The sequence below is a fragment of the Patescibacteria group bacterium genome (assembly GCA_041661505.1).
GTDB lineage: Bacteria > Patescibacteriota > Patescibacteriia > Patescibacteriales > JBAZCA01 > JBAZCA01.
The window spans coordinates 175,519-195,410 of the sequence record JBAZUF010000002.1; the positions used below are offsets into that span (position 1 = coordinate 175,519).

21 protein-coding genes are annotated in these 19,892 nt (G+C 43.5%); 13 read left to right on the top strand and 8 right to left on the bottom strand.

Annotated elements, in window-relative coordinates:
• Position 1 precedes the first annotated feature (1 nt).
• The 6 genes from efp to WC715_03300 all read right to left on the bottom strand — a co-directional run bounded on the left by efp (position 2) and on the right by WC715_03300 (position 6,120).
• On the bottom strand, positions 2-559 hold the full coding sequence (gene efp / locus WC715_03275) for an elongation factor P (protein MFA6171441.1): 558 nt from the start codon (positions 557-559) through the stop codon (positions 2-4).
• Between the two features lie 63 nt (positions 560-622).
• Complete coding sequence (gene rpsR, locus WC715_03280; protein ID MFA6171442.1) at positions 623-844, bottom strand: 30S ribosomal protein S18; 222 nt, start codon at positions 842-844, stop codon at positions 623-625.
• A gap of 61 nt (positions 845-905) precedes the next feature.
• Entirely contained in the window at positions 906-1,385 is a 480-nt protein-coding gene (locus tag WC715_03285; GenBank protein MFA6171443.1) for a single-stranded DNA-binding protein, read from the bottom strand.
• 110 nt (positions 1,386-1,495) lie between these two features.
• The gene (rpsF, locus tag WC715_03290; protein MFA6171444.1) at positions 1,496-1,984 is read right to left on the bottom strand and encodes a 30S ribosomal protein S6; all 489 of its coding nucleotides are present in this window, start codon (positions 1,982-1,984) and stop codon (positions 1,496-1,498) included.
• A 256-nt stretch (positions 1,985-2,240) separates the two neighbouring features.
• On the bottom strand, positions 2,241-2,972 hold the full coding sequence (locus tag WC715_03295; GenBank protein MFA6171445.1) for a thrombospondin type 3 repeat-containing protein: 732 nt from the start codon (positions 2,970-2,972) through the stop codon (positions 2,241-2,243).
• 28 nt (positions 2,973-3,000) lie between these two features.
• Positions 3,001-6,120 (bottom strand): hypothetical protein, encoded by a 3,120-nt coding sequence (locus tag WC715_03300; GenBank protein MFA6171446.1) that lies wholly within the window; start codon positions 6,118-6,120, stop codon positions 3,001-3,003.
• A 113-nt stretch (positions 6,121-6,233) separates the two neighbouring features.
• Between WC715_03300 and WC715_03305 the strand changes: the two genes are divergently transcribed.
• From WC715_03305 to WC715_03355, 11 genes are all read left to right on the top strand, one after another.
• Positions 6,234-7,457 carry a hypothetical protein gene (locus tag WC715_03305; GenBank protein ID MFA6171447.1) on the top strand — a complete coding sequence of 408 codons (1,224 nt, stop codon included), beginning with the start codon at positions 6,234-6,236 and terminating at the stop codon, positions 7,455-7,457.
• Between the two features lie 23 nt (positions 7,458-7,480).
• Positions 7,481-7,909, top strand: coding sequence for a 30S ribosomal protein S16 (gene rpsP, locus WC715_03310; GenBank protein MFA6171448.1), 429 nt, complete (start codon positions 7,481-7,483; stop codon positions 7,907-7,909).
• A gap of 188 nt (positions 7,910-8,097) precedes the next feature.
• The gene (locus tag WC715_03315; GenBank protein ID MFA6171449.1) at positions 8,098-8,415 is read left to right on the top strand and encodes a KH domain-containing protein; all 318 of its coding nucleotides are present in this window, start codon (positions 8,098-8,100) and stop codon (positions 8,413-8,415) included.
• Positions 8,416-8,497: 82 nt separating this feature from the next.
• The gene (gene trmD, locus WC715_03320; GenBank protein ID MFA6171450.1) at positions 8,498-9,169 is read left to right on the top strand and encodes a tRNA (guanosine(37)-N1)-methyltransferase TrmD; all 672 of its coding nucleotides are present in this window, start codon (positions 8,498-8,500) and stop codon (positions 9,167-9,169) included.
• Positions 9,170-9,207: 38 nt separating this feature from the next.
• Positions 9,208-10,116: a zinc dependent phospholipase C family protein gene (locus WC715_03325; GenBank protein ID MFA6171451.1), complete on the top strand. Its 909-nt coding sequence runs from the start codon at positions 9,208-9,210 to the stop codon at positions 10,114-10,116.
• A gap of 1 nt (position 10,117) precedes the next feature.
• On the top strand, positions 10,118-10,744 hold the full coding sequence (locus WC715_03330) for a ribonuclease HII (protein MFA6171452.1): 627 nt from the start codon (positions 10,118-10,120) through the stop codon (positions 10,742-10,744).
• Positions 10,745-10,817: 73 nt separating this feature from the next.
• Positions 10,818-11,366: a methyltransferase domain-containing protein gene (locus WC715_03335; GenBank protein MFA6171453.1), complete on the top strand. Its 549-nt coding sequence runs from the start codon at positions 10,818-10,820 to the stop codon at positions 11,364-11,366.
• A gap of 106 nt (positions 11,367-11,472) precedes the next feature.
• Positions 11,473-11,862: a hypothetical protein gene (locus tag WC715_03340; GenBank protein MFA6171454.1), complete on the top strand. Its 390-nt coding sequence runs from the start codon at positions 11,473-11,475 to the stop codon at positions 11,860-11,862.
• A gap of 11 nt (positions 11,863-11,873) precedes the next feature.
• Positions 11,874-12,236 carry a YraN family protein gene (locus tag WC715_03345; GenBank protein ID MFA6171455.1) on the top strand — a complete coding sequence of 121 codons (363 nt, stop codon included), beginning with the start codon at positions 11,874-11,876 and terminating at the stop codon, positions 12,234-12,236.
• A 214-nt stretch (positions 12,237-12,450) separates the two neighbouring features.
• The gene (locus tag WC715_03350) at positions 12,451-13,869 is read left to right on the top strand and encodes a hypothetical protein (GenBank protein ID MFA6171456.1); all 1,419 of its coding nucleotides are present in this window, start codon (positions 12,451-12,453) and stop codon (positions 13,867-13,869) included.
• 164 nt (positions 13,870-14,033) lie between these two features.
• On the top strand, positions 14,034-15,260 hold the full coding sequence (locus WC715_03355; GenBank protein MFA6171457.1) for a family 1 glycosylhydrolase: 1,227 nt from the start codon (positions 14,034-14,036) through the stop codon (positions 15,258-15,260).
• Between the two features lie 66 nt (positions 15,261-15,326).
• On the opposite strand, the gene nspC is transcribed toward WC715_03355, so the two are convergent.
• Together nspC and WC715_03365 are read right to left on the bottom strand one after the other, a co-directional pair.
• Positions 15,327-16,502 (bottom strand): carboxynorspermidine decarboxylase, encoded by a 1,176-nt coding sequence (gene nspC / locus WC715_03360; protein MFA6171458.1) that lies wholly within the window; start codon positions 16,500-16,502, stop codon positions 15,327-15,329.
• 1 nt (position 16,503) lies between these two features.
• Positions 16,504-17,754, bottom strand: coding sequence for a saccharopine dehydrogenase family protein (locus WC715_03365; GenBank protein MFA6171459.1), 1,251 nt, complete (start codon positions 17,752-17,754; stop codon positions 16,504-16,506).
• A gap of 203 nt (positions 17,755-17,957) precedes the next feature.
• On the opposite strand from WC715_03365, the gene WC715_03370 reads away from it, so the two are divergent.
• Both WC715_03370 and WC715_03375 read left to right on the top strand, forming a co-directional pair.
• A complete protein-coding gene (locus WC715_03370; protein ID MFA6171460.1) occupies positions 17,958-18,815 on the top strand; it encodes a carbon-nitrogen hydrolase in 858 nt (285 codons plus the stop codon).
• 1 nt (position 18,816) lies between these two features.
• A complete protein-coding gene (locus WC715_03375) occupies positions 18,817-19,857 on the top strand; it encodes an agmatine deiminase family protein (protein ID MFA6171461.1) in 1,041 nt (346 codons plus the stop codon).
• Positions 19,858-19,892 lie beyond the last annotated feature (35 nt).

Sequence of the window (19,892 nt, forward strand, 5' to 3'; positions counted from 1 at the left end):
TTTAAGCCCGCTCAACGTATTCGCCCGAGTCCGTGTTTATAATAATCTCGTCGCCTTCTTTTATAAACATCGGAACATTTAATTCTGTTCCGGTTTCCAAAGTTACTTTTTTAGTAACCGTGCCGGCTGAATTGCCCTTAACGCCCGGAGGGGCAGAGGTAACTTTTAGGGTGATTTTTATCGGGAGATCTATGGCCGCCGGCTTGCCTTCAAAATAGAGCGCGTCAACGTCAGTCCCTTCTTTTAGGAAAGAAACTTTATCGCCCAGAGTTTCTAAATCAAGGGGGAATTGCTCAAAAGTCTCATTATCCATGAAATAAGCTTCATTCTCGTCCTTGTAGAGGTAATTAACTTTCTTTTTCTCGGTTGCCGCCTCTTCCATCTTATCGTTCCCTTGGATGGTTTTATCAAGGATATTGCCCGAAATCAGGTTGCGGACTTTGATTTTTAAAACCGCGCCTCCCCGGCCCATTTTATGATGGTCGGTTCTTATTACGGCGTAAGGCTCTCCGGCGATGCGGACCAGACTACCGGTTTTTATTTCGTTCATGCTTAACATATTGGTTTAAAATAGTTACAAAATACGGCCTCTCCGTTTCAAGTTTAAGAGACGGCGGAAATATTATCTGGCGGTGAATGGTATCAGAGCCATAATCCTTGCCCGCTTGACCGCTAAAGAGAGTTTTCGCTGATGCGCGGAACAAATACCCGTCCTTCTTCTTGGGAGTATTTTTGAGTAATAATTCATGAATTTCTTCATGGTCTGGGTATCCTTGTAATCGATTTGAGTGATGTTGTTTTCGCAAAAATAACACCGTTTTTCTTTTTTGATTGTAGTAGCCATATTTATTGGTAATCCAAAACAGCGAATTCTTTATGGGGACGCGAAATCGGCCGTTTTTATTTTAGTAAAAAGGGATATCTTCAACTTTGATTTCGTCTTCGGTTGCTTCCTCGGTCTGGAATCCCGCGCCAGCCTGGGGAGCCATCGGTTCGCCGTAGCCAGGAGTTGCTTGTTGCGGGGCGCTATATCCGCCTGGAGCGGCCGGCCGAGCATTCGGGCGGTCAAGTAAAATCATATTATCGGCGACAATTTCGGTCCGGTATCTTTTTTGGCCGTCTTGTCCGACCCAATCCCGGGTTTGCAGCCTTCCTTCGATATAAACCTTGGCTCCTTTTTTCAGATACTGGCCGCAAATTTCCGCGAGCCTTCTCCAGGCCACTACGTTGTGAAATTCTGATTTATCCTGCCTTTGGCCCGACGCGTCAGTCCAGACTAAATTAGTGGCGACGGAGAAATTGGCGACATTGGCGCCGTTCGGGGTAGTTCTCATTTCCGGATCCCGGACAACATGCCCGATGATCATTACTTTGTTTAGAGTCATAAATGCTTCGCATTTACCCCGCCCTGGCGGGGTGCGAGCAAAGCTCGCATTTTTTGCCTTTTTAGGCTAAAATTAATAATCAATCTTCTTTTAATTTTATACCACCGGTTTTATTTAAGCAAATCGCCGCCTTCCAGAATCTTGTCCAGCTTATCGTCCAAATCCTTCAAGTCGACTTTGGCGGCGTCTTTTTTTGTTTCTTTCTCTTCGGCCAGGGCTTTCTCCTTTTCTCCAATCATCGCGGTCTCGCCGGCTTCTTTTACTCTCGTTCGGACTTTCTTTTCGACTCTTCCTTCGTCTTTAATTATGATATGCCTCAAAACTTCCGGCGCGCGCTGGATTAGCTGGTCGATTTCATTAATTTTACTTCCCGGCAGGCTCATGCGGGTTAAGTGATAGTAGCCGTAAACATAGCCTTTGATCGGGTAGGCCAGTTTCTTCTTGCCCCAATCTTCAGTCTGTTCGACTTTGCCTTCGTGGTCGGTGATAATTTTACTCACCTTTTCTATAATGGCCGGAACCTCATCCTCTGAATATTTATTGGGGATAAGGTACAAAAGCTCATACTTGGGAATTGCGGATGATTTTACTTTTGACATAGTTGCTTACGTTTATCCCGCCGAAGCGGGGTGCGGGCGAGCCCGCAATTTAAAAAACCCCAAAGGCATTCTTTGCTCTTAGGGGCAAATATTGAATACCTTTATCCCGCCGTTTAGGCGGGATGTCCTCGCGTGCGCGGGACGTGGGAAAGATAATAAGTGATTAATTTTTAATACATTAGCATGACTTGGCCGATAAATCAAGACCTCTTGCCTTAGACTGGCCTTAAAGGGCGATAATGGGTAGGATTTAAGGCTAGTCTTTTTCTACGGGATCGGTATGGAGTTTGAACATTTCCTCCCCGTCTTTTTTTCCGTCTTTATCAGTATCAGGCGCGAAGGGATCGGTTCCGTAAGAACGCTCATCGGTATCAAGCAACCCGTCGTTATCGCTATCTTTAGGTTTATTTTTAACGATGTTTTCGCAATCTTTTTGATAGTCGCTCTCCAGGCCTTGGCAGAGTTCTATTTTACCTTCCTGATAGGCTAAATTTTTTAGTACAAGCGTCCGGCACAAATCATAAATATCCCCGTTAAAGTCCTCGCATTTTTTCGCGTCAAAATTATTCGAGAAGAACTTGCTTAAACAAGCTTGGCGCCATAATGGATCCGAAAGTTTTAAGCAGTCAGCTGACTCTGATTTTGGGTCGGCGACTATTGACTCAAAATTTTTCCGATCAAGGCATTTGGCTTTCATTTCCGCGTTGGTAATCTTATCACAGTATTTTTCATCGCTTAATTTGTTTGACAATTGGTAGAGGCATTTATCCTTGTCGTCGCTTTCTTTAAGGCTAAGGCAGATTTTTTCATCCTGCATTTTTATGGAATCGTTTATTTTTTGATAAGCGCTAATGTTTTCATTGATATTATTATTCGATTTTGTATTATTGCCCGCGATTTTAGACCTAAAAATCCAGACGGCTCCAACCCCGGCGATTAATAAAATCGAGATTAGAAGGATAATTTTAACTTTCCTGTTTATATTCATAATTTTTTTTGCGGTACTGGGCCGGCTATTAATCGCATTGAAATTTTAAATCCCATAAAACCGGGGTATTGCCTGTAACCTGGGATTTCATTTCTATCTTAATTTGGGAGTAGCGGCTTTTTCTTTTTTCCGGCTGTGAGTTCCATTCGTCGGCCGTAAGCCAGCTTATTGTCTCCCCGGCATTGAATGACGCAACTTTTATAGCCAGGCTCTCTTTTTCCGGGTATTCAATTTTTTCCTGCCAATAAAGGGTGCCCCAGCGCACGTAGCCGGTCCCCTTGTCCATCTTCTGGCTGGTCCAATATCCTGACCGCAAAAGCATGGCGCGGTTTAATCCGGTCATATCGCTATAGGTATAGGAGGTCTTTCCTAAGTTCCACGGACCGGCCGTACCTTCTACATCTCCGCCGTTTAAGTTAACGACTTTAATAATACTGCCATCTCCAGGGATACTGTCGTAGTTAGCCACCCACATCTGGCCGTAAGAATCGCCGCAAATTCCCCGGGCGTCTTTGCCTTCGCTTGGCCAGGCATGCAGAAGCTTTCCATTTTTATCGGCTTTGATAAAAACATTATCCGTCCAGCTTGAAGCCCAAATATTTTCATCATTGACGTCGACCGATACTCCGGTAGTATATATTTTATTGATGTCAAGAGAAAAATCAGCTTTATTTCCATTAGGATCTTCTGAAGAAGCATAATCTACGCATTCGGCCTCCTCTTGGCCGTTTTTCCAATAACAAAGGCTGTGGTTATATGAATTTCCAGTCCAAACATTATTACCCGAATCAACGGTGATTCCGTACGTCGTTGGGACGTCCGACGATGACGCGTCCAGTACCTTGGTTTTTGTATTGACTTTTTGGATTTTTCCCAGGCCTGGGTTGGAAACCCAGATATTATTGTCGCTGTCTATCGCGAGCCCATAGGGGTTGCCTCCAACGGTTACCTTATTTTCCCCCTCGGTAAACAGGGTTGGGCAGGCGGTATCGTCTCCAGGAATTTTTACGATATTTCCATCGTTATAATTAGCAACCCAGACGTCGCCGTTTAGTTCAATGGCCACTCCCCTTGCCAAGTGAATGCCGGTATGGCAGGTTTTTTTTATCTTGCCGTTGATATCTAATTTCATAATACTGCTGCCTGTGTTTGTTGTTAGATCTCCTCTATTGGCAATCCACATGTCCCCGGTTTCGGCGTTTATCGCGGTCCTTGAGGGATAATCCCCGACGTTGTACGTCCCAATTATTCCCCGGTCTTCTTGAGGCACGCTTTTGTCCCAGTAGCATTCAACCTTTCCGTCCTTCCTTTTACAGTTGCGCTTATACCCCGGGTAAGTTCTCATTTTAGTAACTTGATCGGCCATATCATTTGCTATCCAGATATAGGGAGTGGGCATGACCTTTCCCAATTTTAAGTAGGTTCCGCCGTCCGTATCGACGGCTGACCCCGCATTGGAATTGGTATCGTAAACCATGGCGTCGTTTGTTGCGCCTGTTGCGTCAAGATCAATGACTTTTGAAAAGCATTCCTTCAGAGTCACATTTATGCTAAGACTAACCACGTCGCTCACCTCTTCATGATCATCTTCGGCCTGAAAACTTATAGTTGACGCCCCTATTTCAGTTGGCGTTCCGGAAATCTTCACTTCTTTACTGTTATTTTCCCCGTTTTGGACCGCATAGCTCATGCCCTCCGGCAGATCGCCGGTAATATGGAAAGTCAGATTATCCTTGTCTTTGTCAAAAGCCTTGATTACGCACTCCGCATAGCTGTCGTTTATGTACGCGGTTTCGGCGCAGACAAGCGGGGTTTTGATTACCGGCTTGTTGTTAGCGACGGTGATAGTGAAGGTTTTGGAACTAATACTATTGTCTTTTCCCCGGCCGTCATTTACTGTTACTTTGAATTGATATTCCCCGACCAAACCGGCATGCGAAAGATTTTCGGGATTGGAAAATTGTTTTTTGTTGGGATCAGAGGTTCTGGTTAATGCCGAAGGCGCGTTGGTCCAGCTGGACCAGTCTCCGATTTTTTCAAAGCTGACCCAGCTTAGCTTGTCCTTATCTTGGTCAGTGGCAAAAATTGTTCCCTGATAAGCGCTATCTGGATGGCTGTCGGGAAGAGTGGCGTTAATGTAGGGCTCGTGGTTGTCTAATTCTTCGTTCCAGCCGATAGGCGTCCCGGCAGGCGCCGAACCAACGCAGGCCCCTTGGGATATGCTGGTTACATAGCCTGACTCCATTACGCCGCAAAGCGTGTAGCTAATCCCATTAGCCGTTCCGCTATAGACATAGACATGGCTGTCAACCGGAAGATCAAGGATTGAGTTGGTTACGTCCGAATCGGCAAATTGTTTAGTCTTTTCGTCCCAGCAGGTGCCAGCCTCAAACCGGGCGTCATTGTTTACGTGGTTCGGATCGATGTCATGATAATTATCTACGCAAGGCCCCAGCTTATTTTCCGGGTCAGTTGGCACGGGGGTGATCCCCAGTTCTTTGGCAAAGTTATCTTTCCAGCTCGGCCAAACCGAAATCGTCTTGTTGGGAAGATAGGTTCCGGCTGTTAGAGTTGGATAATTGCCGTTTTTATTTTTGTATTTATTCAAGTAGATTTTTAGTTCCACCACATCCGAGAGCCTTCTTGTATCCCGGATTACCCGGGCTTTCAAGCTCTGGCAGATATCGCCCGAAGGGCATTCATCATTGGTTAAGCAGACCTGGCTAGAGTTTTTTTTGCATAGGCCGACCTCGTCTTTCAAATTGATATTAAACTTCCAGCTCTTCAGTATTTTTCCTAAAATGTCGGTAGTGGACGGCTCGGCGTCCTGGTTGTAGGAGATAATGTAGATGTTGGTGTACAAAACATTTTCGGAGAGATTGGCGGCATTAACGTAAACCGTCCGGCCGTCGCGGATGGCTTCATACCCGTCGACTTCCAGCGACTGGGGGGAGCCCTGGCTCTTTATATTGGTAAGATACCAGCGCAAAGGAGAATAATGCTCGGGATTGGGAACAGTCCGGAGCGCTATAGCGTCCGAAGAGTCGGCAAGAGTGGGTTGGCCCAGCGTCCAAGAGAGCGCGAAAACAGCGCTAGCCAGGCAAAAAATCAACACTAAATATTTTCCGGCTTTTTTATGTTGGAACATGGGAAATTGAAGAGTTTGACGTTTGCTTAATAGTTGATCATATTATACCATAAAGATTAGCGGTGGAGTATACCCGATCAGATGCCTTCAGTTTATTAAATTAATCGATAAGCATGAAATCAGTTAAAGCTATTGTATTTATGCTAATTGCCGGATCGGTTATTTTTGCGCTGATCATTTTTAAAGACAGCTTTATTCCAGCTTCTAATGATGCCGGCGATGATATTGCTTTTTACGAAAAAGACATCACTCCCGGCAATATGAACGGCGTGAGACCCGATGTAATTAAGGCCGGAGACAGTTTTTACATCAATTTTTTGCAAACAGAACCAAAAAGATCTCTTGGCATGATTAAAGTTGACAGCAGGCTTAATACCCAATATTTGGGCGAAATATATTCCGGTCAGGATGGCTCAAACCCGACCGATGCCCGAATGGCCGTTGATGGCAAGAACAACATCTGGTACTCCTTTGAAGCGGTCTATTCCGGCCCGGATAAAAATTATTTAAATCTTGCCAGATACGGCGCAGATGGCCGGACATTAGAATTAATAGATACAAAAGATAAAATTGCCCAGGGAGTTTTGGCCAGTCCGGAAATTAATAAATTCCCCGAATCTGGCTCGGAACAAGTGGATGACCCGCTGCCGTTTTATTACAGCGGGAAATATTATGTGATGACCAGGACTTTCCAATCCCCGGTTTACAAAGTGCGCGTGTTTGATAATAGCTTTAATTTAATTGATAGTTATTCGCTGGACTTGGCGCCGGCAATCGGCCAAAATGCCCTTTCAGTGAATTCGTTAGTTGAGATAGAAGGTGAAATCTATATGATTACCGGCGTATTTAATAACCGTCCGCCCGGCGACCCGGAAGCTATTTCTAAGATTGTAGCCATTCCCCTGCAAAAGGACTTAAGGGAGGCAAAAGGGGATAAAATTGAGCTGACCAACGGGAAAAAATACTCTAGCTATGTATCATCGGCGAAATATAAAGACGGAAAATTATATGTCCTTTATAATAATTTCATCGGAAAAACCGGCAACAATCTCCACGAAGGCGTTTTGGAAATATACGATGCTAAAAATAACTTTAGCCGAATAAGGGCGATTAAAATAAACGGCGGCAAAATGATAGATAACCACATGACCATGGAATTTATGGGGGATAGATTGTATGTCTTGTACAACACTCCCGAGGAAAAGCTTTTCGTAAAAGTGTTTGCTTTGAAAGAAATCCAGACAAATAAATTTTCTTTGCCATTGACTTTTTTTAACTCTTTAGTTAATATAAAAACCAGCTTAATTTCTAATTTGAAACAAAAGAAAGACCGATAGCTGTCGATCATAAATAACTGCTTATGTTAGCAATCAAATTATCAAGAATTGGAAAGAAAAACCAGCCTCATTACCGGCTGATTATCACGGAAAAAGGCCGGGACCCCTTTGGCGAAGCTTTAGAGATTTTAGGAGATTATAATCCCCGCACTAAAGCCCTGCAGGTTAAAGAAGACCGGATAAAGCATTGGATTTCCAAGGGAGCCCAGATGACGCCGAGCGTCAATAATTTACTAGTCGAGAAAAAAGTTATTGAAGGAAAGAAGGTTAAAGCTTCCAAAGATCCGAAAAATACCGAAGCGGCGCCGGAAAAAGCGGAGGAAAAGAAAGAAGCCGCCAAAAGCGAAGTAAAAGAAGAGAAAACAGAAGCGCCCCAAGAGGTTTCCGGCGAGATAAAAGAAGAAGCGCCAGACAAGGCCAGTGAGTCTTCCGGCGAAGGGCCAAATGAATAGTTTTAGCTAATAATAGAGTAAATTTTGTTCAGTATATTGACAAATAAATAAAAATTGGTATAATAGTATAGTACCTGATATTCTTTAAATAGCCGTCAGGCCATCCGGAAAATGGGTGGATTTATTAAGTAATATCTTTTTAGCTGATAATCAATCGATAAGTCAGCTTGAAAGAAGCACGAAACACTATGGCAGATCAAGACAAGGACTTCTTAGAATTTGTTGTGAAGTCAATCGTCGGTAATCCAAACGACGTAAAAGTGGAGAGAAACATCGACGAAAGAGGCGTTCTTTTGACCCTCACCATCAACCCGAACGACATGGGTTATGTGATCGGAAAAATGGGACAAACCGCGAAGTCAATCCGCACCTTGCTAAAAATCGTTGGCGCTAAAAACAACGCGCGGGTGAATCTGAAAATCAATGAACCGGAAGGCCGCGAAAGAAGGCCGAGGATGGAAAGAGAGCCGTTTGATACTTCTTCGGTTGACGATTTAAAAATCTAATCAACAAAAAAGTCAAAATAAGCAAAAGACCGCCCCGCATCTGCGGGGTGGTTTTTTGTTTATTATAGTGTATTATATTAATATGACATTCCATATAATAACAATTTTTCCCGGCATTTTTGAGAGCTATTTTAACGAATCAATTATCCGCCGGGCGAAGGACAAGGAAAAAATCAAGATTAAAATTTATAACTTGCGGGACTGGACCGCTGACCGGCACCGCACGGTTGACGACTCGCCTTATGGCGGCGGCGCCGGGATGGTAATGCGCGCTGAGCCGATTTTTAAGGCTGTAGAAGAAATTAAAAAAAAGATTAGGGGGAAAGGAAAAGCCAGAACAATTTTATTTTCCGCCAAAGGAAGAAAATATAATCAGGCGGCGGCGGAAAAATTAAAAAAATACAAGCATGTTATTATGATCTGCGGCCGTTATGAAGGCATTGACGAGCGGGTGGCGGAATTTTTAGCTGATGAGGAAATTTCGATCGGCGATTACGTTTTGACTGGCGGGGAAATTCCGGCGATGATAATCGCGGATTCTGTGGCCCGGCTCTTGCCCGGAGTTTTAGGCAATAAAGAAAGCTTGTCTTTTGAATCGCACGGAAAAGAAGGCGCTTTAGAATATCCTCATTACACCCGGCCCGAAATACTAACCTGGAAAAGAAAGAAAATGAAAGTGCCCCAGGTGCTTCTTTCCGGCAACCACGCTAATATTGAAGAGTGGAGAAAGAAGAAAAGCAAAATTAAAAAATAACCTCCGGATTCAAAAGAAAATTCCCCAGTTAAAAAAATATGCCCAAAGAAAATACTCATTTATTTTTTGCCCATGAAGTAAAAGCCAAATTTAACCCGGAGCTCGCGGAAATAATAAGAAAATACAAAGATTATTATTATCTTGGGTCAGTCGCGCCCGATATTTTCTTTTACGGTTCAAAAAAGGACTGGAAGGTCTCGGCCGCGCTCCACGGCAAGGACGGCGAGCCCGCCAATAAAATTGTTATCGAAATTCTTGAGTTAGCCAAAGAAAAAAGAAGCCATAAAAATTTAGCCTTTGCTATCGGCTATTTAACTCATTGCGCTTTGGACGAGGTATTTCATCCGGTAGTGGTTTATCTCACGGGTGATATTTTTTCCGAAGACCCGAAGGTTCTTGGCCGGGCCAATTATTTGCACCGGCAATGGGAAACCGAATTGGATGAAGATATAAACGGCCGTTATTTTTTCAGCCAGCTTGTTAAAATCCGGCTGTTCGGCAAGCTGGCTTACCCTAAAATTATCCGGAAAAGATTCGGACTGCCCTTTAATAAATTTTTTATTCTGGCCAATAAGCACCGGCTGGTAAATTTTTTAACTAGAAGCCGGCCAGCTTATTATTTACTGAAGCTGTTGGTAAAATCAGGCCTTTATATAAAAAAAGAAGACTTGGCGCTTTGCTATAGTAATTTGGAAAATGAAAAAAAATTAATCCCTTCCGGTGAAATTGTTTACCGGGATATTATCTCCGGAGTGAACAAAAAAACTTCGGTAGCGGAGCTTTTGGGATCGGCTGAAGCCAAAGCTCTGGTTATGATAAACGCCAGCTTCAAATATTTCCGCGGCCAAGCCGGAAAAGAAGAGCTTTTAGAAAAAGTGCCGGGCGAGAGCCTGGAAACCGGGAGAATAAACTGCCCGACCTCTAAAATTAAATATTTTAAGGAATAAAATGCATCGTAAAAAGGCGGAAAAACGAATTTTCAGCCTGGGCTATAAGTGCGTAGCCGGAATTGACGAAGTTGGACGGGGGCCTTTAGCCGGGCCGGTGGTTTCGGCTTGCGTAGCCCTGGATCCCGGACATGTTTTTAAGGACAAGGAATTAAAAAAAATCAGAGATTCAAAATTATTGGCTGAAAAGACGCGAGAGAGGATATATGATCTCTTGATGAATGAAGAAATCGATATTGGCATTGGATTTTGCCCGGAAAAAATGATCGACAAGGTAAATATTTTTCAGGCCAGCTTTCTTTCCATGCAGGCGGCCCTGGAAAACATGCTCGTAGAGCCGGACTACGTTTTTATTGACGGAAAATTCCGGCTTCCGGATTGTCCTATCCGGCAGGAAGCCGTTATCGGCGGGGACAATAAAATCTTCGTAATCGCCGCCGCCGGGATAATCGCCAAAGTGACCCGCGATCGGCTAATGCGTAAATGGCATGAGCATTTTCCCCAATATGGGTTTGACCGGCACAAAGGCTACGGGACGCGTCTGCACGAAGAAATGATCAAGCTCCACGGCCCTTCGCCTATCCACCGGAAAAGCTTTTCGCCCGTATCTAATTGGAGCCGGTTGTAGAGAAAAGCTTATTGGGATATAATTAAATAGCAAAAGGTTTTTACGTAAAAAAATATTCGCTGCTAAAACATATATGATAACAGGGGGAAACGCGCTTTTAGACGCAAAATTCATACTCGCCCGCGCCCAAATCAAAGAAGGGATGCAGGTCGCCGATTTAGGCTGCGGAGCATCGGGGCATTTTGTATTTCCATCGGCAAGAATAGTAGGGAAAAAGGGGACGGTTTACGCGGTGGATATAATGAAAACAATTTTACAGTCGATTGAAAAGCGCGCCAAGCTCGAAAACCTCCAAAACATCCAAACCGTTTGGAGCGATTTGGAAATATTCGGCGCGACTAAAATCGATTCCGGAAAACTGGACGTGGCTATGCTTATTAATACGTTATACCAGTCAAAGAAACGGATGGAAATAGTAAGGGAGGCAGTCCGTTTGATAAAAAAAGGAGGTAAGCTCATCGTAGTTGAGTGGAAAAACTCGGCTCTGCCTTTCGGCCCGTCGATTGAAAATCGGGTGGAAAAGGATTTGTTAAAAAATGGATCGGCTAAGCTTGGATTAAAGATCGAAGAAGAGTTCGAAGCCGGAGACTATCATTACGGAATTATTTTTGATAAGCTTTAGACCCTGGGCCGGGGAAGAGCGAATGTTTTGCTTTTCCGGAAGAAGCCGGAAATGAAAATTGCGATATTGACTAAAAATAAAACTTGATATAATATTTCCTAAAACTATGGGAAATTTGACGAGCTATAAATATTGGATAATGCTTAACCCGGGGCCGCTTGCGCCACTTATGCAAAACGCCCTTATCGCCTTTGCCGCGGCTTTATTTTTGGCCGTAATTGGATTAGCATATTTTAAAAGGAAGAACCGGAAAAATGCCTATTTCTCGGTAATGGGAAAATTGTCAAACCTGGCTTTAGCCAATTTTATTATCAGCCTTTTTTTGCTTTTCTTTACTTTCGAGGCTATTCCGTTTTTTTCCAGCCGGTTTTGGTTTTTGCTCTGGGGAGCGGGCATTCTCGCCTGGGCTTATTTTATCTTTAGGCATTCCGCCGCCATTCCGCAAAAAAGGCTACAGATCGAAAAAGACCGCGAATTTAGGAAATATGTCCCATAAATTTTCGGGCTATGCACTATAACTTGCGAGTCGGCCGGTTTGGAGAAGAAGTAGCCCGCCGCTACTTATCAGGCAAAGGCTACCGGATTATTGAGAACAATTTGAAATTAAGCTATAAAGAAATCGATATTATCGCCCTGCAAGGCGATATTTTAGTTTTTATTGAAGTGAAAACCCGGACTTCAGGCGGGCTGGGAGGGGCGGTTATGGCAATAGAGGGAAGAAAAATCAGCCGGATGAAGAAAGCGGCCGGCCACTATTTGCGGGCGTATAAAGGCCGTAAATTCGATAAGGTGCGCCTCGACTTCCTCTCTTTAGACGTGAACAAAGAGACAAAAACCGTTAAAATAAAACATTTTTGCGATATTGTCTAGTTTGTTTCCTAATAGTACCAGGCGGACGGCATTTTTGGGAGAAAAAGGATTGACAATTATTACTGCTCGGTTAAGATAACATAATGCAAGATTAGTCCGCGCTCTTTTTAAGCCAGCTCTTTTAAAGCATTGTTCCATGTTCATTGAAAAATAAAAACAAATCTTAAAGGTCGAACTTATTATTAAAGCCGTTAAAGGGGGGAACTTAGAATATATGACTTACTTTAAAAGATTCCTCATAATCGCAATACTAAGTTTGACCGGCTTTGCGTTCTCTTCCTTAAAATTACACGCCGCTACTATAAATCCGCCGGCTATTTCTGAAGTAAATAGGGGTGTGGAAAATACTTTAGTTAAACCAATGATCACCGGAACCACCGATCCGGAAACCGAAGTTTTAATCTACGTGGACGGAAGTTATGTCGGGGAAGGAAGCATTTCAGCTTATGGCCAAAGAGATAATTTTTATTTCCAGGCAACTGAAAGCTTAACCGAAGGCTCCCACAGCGTTATGGCTATCGCCCGGGATAATTTCTCTCGGGTCTTGTCAGCGCCTTCGCAGTCCGTGAGTTTCATTGTCCCGCCTTCTGATTATTCGTACGAAACGACTGTTTCCGAGGAAAATACAGAAGCGGCCAGCATAGAGTCAGCCGCAATATCCGCGCCGACTTTAATCCGGCCCAATGAAAATACCGTAACTTCAAACCAAAAAGAAAAAATTGCCGGTTTAACCCAATCCGGGACCAGGGTTTTAGTCTATATAGACGGAAACCTTGATGGAAAGACTAAAGTAATTACCCATTCTTCGGGCACGGGCGCTTTTTACTACCAGCCCGCCAAAAAACTTAGCCGAGGAGAGCATAAGGTTCAGGCAATCGCCGAAAATACGGATGGCGAGGAAAGCCTGGCTTCGGAAGCGATGTCATTTACCATCGAATATCCGATGCCGGCGCCGACCTTGATCAAAGCTGTCGTAAACGCGAAGACTGTTTCCACCCGCCCTTTTATTGCCGGAGTCGCCAAGAATAATTCCAGCGTCAATGTTTACATTGACAAGAAGCTGGATGGCCGCTTCGAAGTAGAAAACGATTCTTCGGGAACAGCCAATTTTGCCTACCAGCCGTCAATGAACCTCTCTAAAAAGACAACTCATAGGATTTATACCACGGCAACCGATACAAGAGGAAAAGAAAGCATTCGGTCAAATTCAATTTATTATACCTATCCGCGGACAACTTCAACCGGAAAGATAGATGGCACTGCGAAAATCAGCAGTACGCCAACAAACACCCTGTCGGCCGCGACTAGCACGCCAAAAGAAGAGACTGAAAAACCCGTGGCCAGCCCTAAAGAAAGCAATTTAAGCAATATCTTAAATCAGGATAAGGGCCAGGTTTCAGAGAAAGTTAGCTCTTCAACTATTTGGACAACGATACAAAGCAAGATTAGCCTTAATCTAATCATATTTCTCGTATTCCTCGTTGGAGTAATCGGCTGGATTGCCTGGGTAAACCGGGAACTGGCCAAAGAAAGAAAAGAGCGGGAAGCCGGACTGGCTGAAAGCCAGTTGCCGGAACCGGACAAAAGATCCGAAAATCCCTACGACATATTCGGCCCGCATAAAAATATTTAAAACAAAAATTTGCCGTTTGCCTGAAATATTTATTGATCAATCAGGCCAGACGGGCCCCTTTTTAACAAAATCCCGCATTTCGCGGGATTTTGTTTTTACGGCAAATGTGCGATAATTTAGTTAATAAAGGAATCGTTAAGTTTGGAGACTATTTGAAAAAGTATATGGCAAAAGAACTAAAATTTCCAAAGGGGTTTTTATGGGGCGCTTCAACGTCTCCGCACCAAATTGAAGGCGGGAATACTAACGACTGGAGCCAGTGGGAAAAATCTCCAAAGCGGATTTATGAATTAAAAAAGGCCGGGAAAAACCCGGATGATTTTATCAGTGGAATGGCCTGCGATTCGTATAATAGATACGAAGAGGATTTTGATTTGGCTTTGGCTATGAATAATAACGCCCACCGGCTGGGCGCGGACTGGGCGCGGATTATGCCGGAAAAAGGAAAGATTGATATGAATGAGGTGGAGCATTACAGAAAGGTGCTACTAGCTTTAAAAAAAAGGGGGTTAAAAGTTAATTTTACTTTATGGCATTGGCCTTTTCCTTTGTGGATCGCGGAGCAAGGCGGATGGGCGAATAAAAATAATATTAAATATTTTTCCGAGTACGCTGATATTATGTCCCGGGAACTCGGCGAATATGTTGATTTCTGGGTGACTTTAAACGAGCCGATGATACATGCCGGGCATGGATATATTGACGGCAAATTTCCTCCGCATAGGAAAAGTGATTTTTTTGGCGCCTGGAAGGCGGCTAATAATTTAGCGGCCGCTCACAACAAAGCCTATAAGGTTATCCATAATAATTGCCCCGGCGCCCAGGTGGGCGTAACTAACGTAACCGGCTATTTTGAGCCGGCCCATAAATGGAATTTAATTGAAAAATTGGCAGTAAAGATTGCCGCTTACTTCAGAAACGAGTGGTTTCTAGATAAAATTAAAGGAAGTTTTGAATTTATCGGAGTTAATTATTACCACCATATCCGCTTAAGCTGTATTCCGCCGTTTATTCGGAACGAGAATAAGTTAGTGTCGGACTTCGGCTGGGAGATTTACCCGGAAGGGATTTATCACGTCATCATGGGTTATAAAAAATATAGGAAGCCGATTTATATTTTGGAAAATGGAGTAGCAGACGCTAAAGATGAACTAAGAAAAGATTTTATTATAAACCATCTAAAATATGTGCAACAGGCGATTTCCAAAGGCGCGGACGTCCGCGGTTATTTTTATTGGTCGCTTTTAGATAATTTTGAATGGGCCGACGGCTACGCCATGAAATTCGGCTTACACGCGGTGGATCGGAAAACTTTTAAAAGAACGCCCCGTCCGAGCGCCAGAGTTTATGGAGAAATTTGTAAGAATAATTCACTTACGATTGATGAATAGCAGGCTTTATTATTGCTCAAATGAAAAATCCTCCATAGCCGGAGGATTTTTTAGTGGAATTGCTATTTAGGATAAGCGGTTTTTGTAATCCTCGTAGCCGAATTTTTTTATACTTTTTATTTTTCCCTTCAAGTCTTTAATTAGAATGGACGGGAGATTGATGCCGTTAAAAGTATTATTTTTTACCATGGTGTAGTGGGCCATGTCGAGGAAAATGAGCTTATCCCCGCGGTTTAATTTTTTCGGGAAAGAATAGTCGCCGATTACGTCCCCGGCAAGGCAGGATATACCTCCTAACCGATAGGTATAGCGGTATTTTCCGGCGGGCCTAGCCCCGGCGATTTCCGGCCGGTAGGGCATTTCCAAGGTGTCCGGCATATGGGCGGCGGCGGAAGTATCTAATATGGCTATGCGTTTTTCGTTATGGACAATGTCCAATACCCGGGCGACTAATACTCCGGTATTTAAGGCAATGGCTTCGCCAGGCTCTAAATAAACCTCCAGGTGCGGGTATTTTTTCTTAAACCGGGTAATAATTTCGACCAGCAGTTTCCGGTTGTAGTCCGGCCGGGTGATATGATGCCCGCCGCCGAAATTGACCCATTTCATCTTTGGCAAAAACTCGCCGAATTTTCTTTCAAAAGCCATTAGAGTCCGTTCGAGCGAATCGGCGTTTAGCTCGCATAAGGCGTGGAAATGCAGCCCCGAGACGCCTTGGAGTTCTTTAGCCTTAAAATTTTTCTTGGTAATTCCTAGCCGGGAATAAGGGGCGCTTGGGTCATAAAGGCTAACTTTTACTTCCCGGTGCTCGGGATTAACTCTTAAGCCAACGGAAATTTTTTTCCGGGATTTTTTAAGCGCGGGCCGGAAACGCTTCCACTCTTCAAAGGAGTTAAAAATAATGTGGTTACTATATTTCATTATTTCCGCGAATTCATCTTCCTTAAAGGCGGGTGAAAAGGTATGCACTTCTTTCCTAAATTCTTCAGCTCCGAGCCGGGCTTCGTTTTGAGAACTGGCCGCTATGCCTTTCAAATATTTCCTCGCTAAAGGGAAAGTGCTCCACATAGCAAAGCCCTTAAAGGCCATTAAGATTTTCGCGCCGGTTGCCTCCTGTACCTCATTTAATATTTCCAGGTTTTTTTTCAGTAATTTAAAATCCACCAAATAGCAGGGCGTTGGCAAACTTTTTACTTTTAGATTTTTCCAATCTTCGGGCTTAGCCCAGAAAATATCAGCCATATTAATAATTTTTCTTTAACGGGGCCGGCAGGTCTTTTAATTCTTTAACGACCCACGGCAAGCCGTTTTTACCCAGCTCTTTTAAGAATACTTTGGAATCAAGCATTTTATCTTCCGGGGTAACAACACCAGCGCCGGACCACTTGCCGGTTAGAACCATCTGGGCGGCGGTCACGGTCGGGACAGCAGTCGTATAGCCAATGGCGTTTCCTCCGGTTTCGCGAAAGGCTTTTTGATGGTCGCAGACATTATATATGTAAACCACTTTCTTTTTCGCGTTTTTTACGCCGGAGATGATATTGCCGATATTGGTCTTGCCTTTGTAGCTTTTATTAAAATCTTCGCCTTTTGGCAGAATGGCCTTTAAAAATTTGACCGGCACTACCTCGCATTTATCATATTTAACCGGATCAATCCGGGTCAGGCCGACATTATAAAGCACGCGCAAGTATGTCAGGTAAGCCGGGGAAAAAGTCATCCAAAACCGAATGCGCTTTAAGTCCGGAAGATGATTAACCAGAGTTTCCATTTCTTCGTGGTACATGAGATAGGGAGTAAATTTGCCGGCTTGGGGAAAGTCGAACTCGAAAAAGGCCGCTTCTTCGTCAATCAGCCGTCCGCGAGTTTTCCATTTTCCGTTTTCCCAAAACTCAACCGGCAGAATCAGCTCGCGTAAATTGATTTCCGGATCAAAATTCGGGGCGAATTTTATTTTTTTGTCTTTGGATCCGCCGTTACAGTCCAATATGTCAACCGTATGGATTTTATCGAATAAATAATCCCGGGCATAAGCACTAAAGATGTTAGACACTCCGGGGTCAAAGCCCATGCCGGTGATAGCTAAAAGCCCTTTCTTTTTAAAGGCCGCGTTTTTAGCCAGTTGTTTTTTATAGGAAAAGCCGTATTTGGCCGGATGCTCATAGCAGGCGGTATCAATATAATTTACGCCGTATTTTAGGCAGGCGTCCATCATTACCAGGTTATCGTAAGGATGACCCCAATTGATTACCAGTTCGGGCTTTATCTTTTTTAGTAAGCCGTAGAATGTTTTAGGGCTACTAACATTAGCAACGTGGAGGCGTAAGTTTACTTTTCCTTTAGTTTTCTTTTTTATCGAATCGCTTACCGCCTTCATTTTTTTTTCGGTCCGGCTGACAACATGAATCTCGGAAAAAATATCCGGCTGCTGGCTCATCTTATGGAGCCCGACCGAGCCCACGTTTCCGCAGCCGATGACTAAAATTTTAGCCATAGATTTTTATTTAGAATAATTTTTAAAAATTATCTAAGATAAGCTAAGGTTTCTATAAAAATTTTACTATGCTAGGTTTTATATGTCAATCAAATTTATACTTGCTTTTTCTTTTAGAAGATTATATGGTATTTAGCTAATATTGTTAATTATCTGAAAGGTGATAGAATTAATAACGAGGCAATAATCCAATAAATGCGACTATGAAGAAAAAAATAGTAACTATCGCGGCTATTCAAACGGCCGTGTCCCGCGATAAAAATGCCAACCTGGAAAAAACAATCAGGATGGTTAAGGGAGCGGCGAAAAAGGGCGCGAAAATTATTTGCTTGCAAGAACTATTCAGCTCGATTTATTTTCCCCAGGAGAAAAAGGCCGCTTATGAAAAATATTCGGATACCATTCCCGGCGAGCTGACCAAGCGTTTTAGCGAACTGGCTCGCAAGCTGGGAGTCGTTATAATTCTGCCTCTTTTTGAAAAAGCTAAAGACGGGCATTATTATAACTCGGTCGTGGTAATTAATGAAAAAGGGAAATTATTAGATACTTACCGGAAGATCCATATTCCATATGATGAAAGGTATTATGAAAAGAATTACTTTAAAGAAGGGAATAAGGGCTACAGAATTTATAAAACCAAGTACGCTGATTTCGCGGTTTTAATCTGCTATGACCAATGGTTTCCCGAAGCGGCAAGAATGGCGGCTTTAGGCGGCGCGGAAATTATATTTTACCCGACGGCGATCGGAACAATAATCGGCGATAAAGACAATTATGGCGACTGGCATAACGCCTGGGAAACAGTGCAAAGGGGGCATGCGATAGCGAATAGCGTGAATGTCGTAGCCGTAAACCGGGTCGGACGGGAAGATAAGATAAATTTCTGGGGCCAGTCTTTCGTCGCTGACGCTTTTGGAAAGATTATAAAAAAAGCGAGTGCTAAAAAAGACGAGACAATAATCGCCAAACTGGATCTTGGCTTAAATAACCATATCCGAAAAGAATGGGGCTTTTTTACCAATCGTCGGCCAGATACCTATAAACTGGGTTCTAAAAAATAAAATGCCTGATATAAAAGATACGCCGAAAAATTTAGGCTATAGAATGCCGGCCGAATGGGAGCGGCATTCTTCGGTTTGGCTTTCCTGGCCTTATGACCGTGAATCTTTTCCGGGTGAGGTTTTAGATAAGACCGAAGAAACTTATTGTGAAATTATTTCCAATCTGACCGACAGCGAAAAGGTTGAATTATTGGTAACCGGAGAAGAAATGAAAGACCGGGCAATAGTTAAATTAAAAGCGTATAACGTGGATTTTAATAATGTAAATATCCAAGTCGCCGATTACGCTGACGTCTGGTTCCGGGATTTTGGGCCGTCGTTTATTGTTAATGATAAGACCAAGGAAATGGCCATGGTCAATTGGGACTATAATGCCTATAACCGCTGGCCGGAACTTTTAAAGGACGATAAAATATCGGCTTGGATGAATGAAAAGCTGGGCCTGCCATGTTTTAAGCCGGGAATTGTTTTAGAAGGCGGAGCGATTGAAGTAAACGGCAAAGGTACGCTTTTAACCACCGAGCAATGCGCTTTAAATGAAAACCGCAATAAGGGAATGACTAAGGAAAAAATGGAACAAATTTTTAGCGATTATCTAGGGGTTGCCAACATCATCTGGCTAAAAAAAGGTTTAACTAACGATCATACCGACGGCCACATCGACAATATTGCCCGGTTCGTTAATCCAACGACCATTGTTTATGCCTGGACGGACGATGAGTCATCGGCCGATTACGCAAATCTTAAAGAAAACCTGGAGATTTTGGAAAAGGCCAAGGGTCAAGACGGCCGGAGCTTTAATCTAATTAAAATGCCTTTGGCGCCGGTTAAAAACGTTGAAGGCTGTAATGTTTCCAGCTTAAATTTTTATATCGCTAACAAAGTTGTCTTAGTCCCGGTTTTCGGCCATAATAATGATAAGGTGGCTTTGGCGATTATCGGGGAGGCTTTTCCGGGCAGAAAAGTAGCCGGCATTAATTGCGCTGACCTTATTTACGGCGGCGGCACAATCCACTGCGCGACCCGCGAACAGCCCGGCTAAAAATCAAAAGTAATTTTAAAATAAAAACATTCATT

Excerpts from the sequence above, each read along its gene's own strand:
- WC715_03340 (MFA6171454.1), top strand. The coding sequence starts at position 11,473 with ATGGGAAATTTGACGAGCTATAAATATTGGATAATGCTTAACCCGGGG.
- efp (MFA6171441.1), bottom strand. The coding sequence starts at position 559 with ATGTTAAGCATGAACGAAATAAAAACCGGTAGTCTGGTCCGCATCGCC.
- WC715_03285 (MFA6171443.1), bottom strand. The coding sequence starts at position 1,385 with ATGACTCTAAACAAAGTAATGATCATCGGGCATGTTGTCCGGGATCCG.
- rpsR (MFA6171442.1), bottom strand. The coding sequence starts at position 844 with ATGGCTACTACAATCAAAAAAGAAAAACGGTGTTATTTTTGCGAAAAC.
- WC715_03375 (MFA6171461.1), top strand. The coding sequence starts at position 18,817 with ATGCCTGATATAAAAGATACGCCGAAAAATTTAGGCTATAGAATGCCG.
- rpsP (MFA6171448.1), top strand. The coding sequence starts at position 7,481 with ATGTTAGCAATCAAATTATCAAGAATTGGAAAGAAAAACCAGCCTCAT.
- WC715_03300 (MFA6171446.1), bottom strand. The coding sequence starts at position 6,120 with ATGTTCCAACATAAAAAAGCCGGAAAATATTTAGTGTTGATTTTTTGC.
- WC715_03355 (MFA6171457.1), top strand. The coding sequence starts at position 14,034 with ATGGCAAAAGAACTAAAATTTCCAAAGGGGTTTTTATGGGGCGCTTCA.
- WC715_03305 (MFA6171447.1), top strand. The coding sequence starts at position 6,234 with ATGAAATCAGTTAAAGCTATTGTATTTATGCTAATTGCCGGATCGGTT.
- WC715_03330 (MFA6171452.1), top strand. The coding sequence starts at position 10,118 with ATGCATCGTAAAAAGGCGGAAAAACGAATTTTCAGCCTGGGCTATAAG.
- WC715_03295 (MFA6171445.1), bottom strand. The coding sequence starts at position 2,972 with ATGAATATAAACAGGAAAGTTAAAATTATCCTTCTAATCTCGATTTTA.
- WC715_03345 (MFA6171455.1), top strand. The coding sequence starts at position 11,874 with ATGCACTATAACTTGCGAGTCGGCCGGTTTGGAGAAGAAGTAGCCCGC.
- WC715_03350 (MFA6171456.1), top strand. The coding sequence starts at position 12,451 with ATGACTTACTTTAAAAGATTCCTCATAATCGCAATACTAAGTTTGACC.
- rpsF (MFA6171444.1), bottom strand. The coding sequence starts at position 1,984 with ATGTCAAAAGTAAAATCATCCGCAATTCCCAAGTATGAGCTTTTGTAC.
- nspC (MFA6171458.1), bottom strand. The coding sequence starts at position 16,502 with ATGGCTGATATTTTCTGGGCTAAGCCCGAAGATTGGAAAAATCTAAAA.
- WC715_03325 (MFA6171451.1), top strand. The coding sequence starts at position 9,208 with ATGCCCAAAGAAAATACTCATTTATTTTTTGCCCATGAAGTAAAAGCC.
- WC715_03335 (MFA6171453.1), top strand. The coding sequence starts at position 10,818 with ATGATAACAGGGGGAAACGCGCTTTTAGACGCAAAATTCATACTCGCC.
- WC715_03370 (MFA6171460.1), top strand. The coding sequence starts at position 17,958 with ATGAAGAAAAAAATAGTAACTATCGCGGCTATTCAAACGGCCGTGTCC.
- trmD (MFA6171450.1), top strand. The coding sequence starts at position 8,498 with ATGACATTCCATATAATAACAATTTTTCCCGGCATTTTTGAGAGCTAT.
- WC715_03365 (MFA6171459.1), bottom strand. The coding sequence starts at position 17,754 with ATGGCTAAAATTTTAGTCATCGGCTGCGGAAACGTGGGCTCGGTCGGG.
- WC715_03315 (MFA6171449.1), top strand. The coding sequence starts at position 8,098 with ATGGCAGATCAAGACAAGGACTTCTTAGAATTTGTTGTGAAGTCAATC.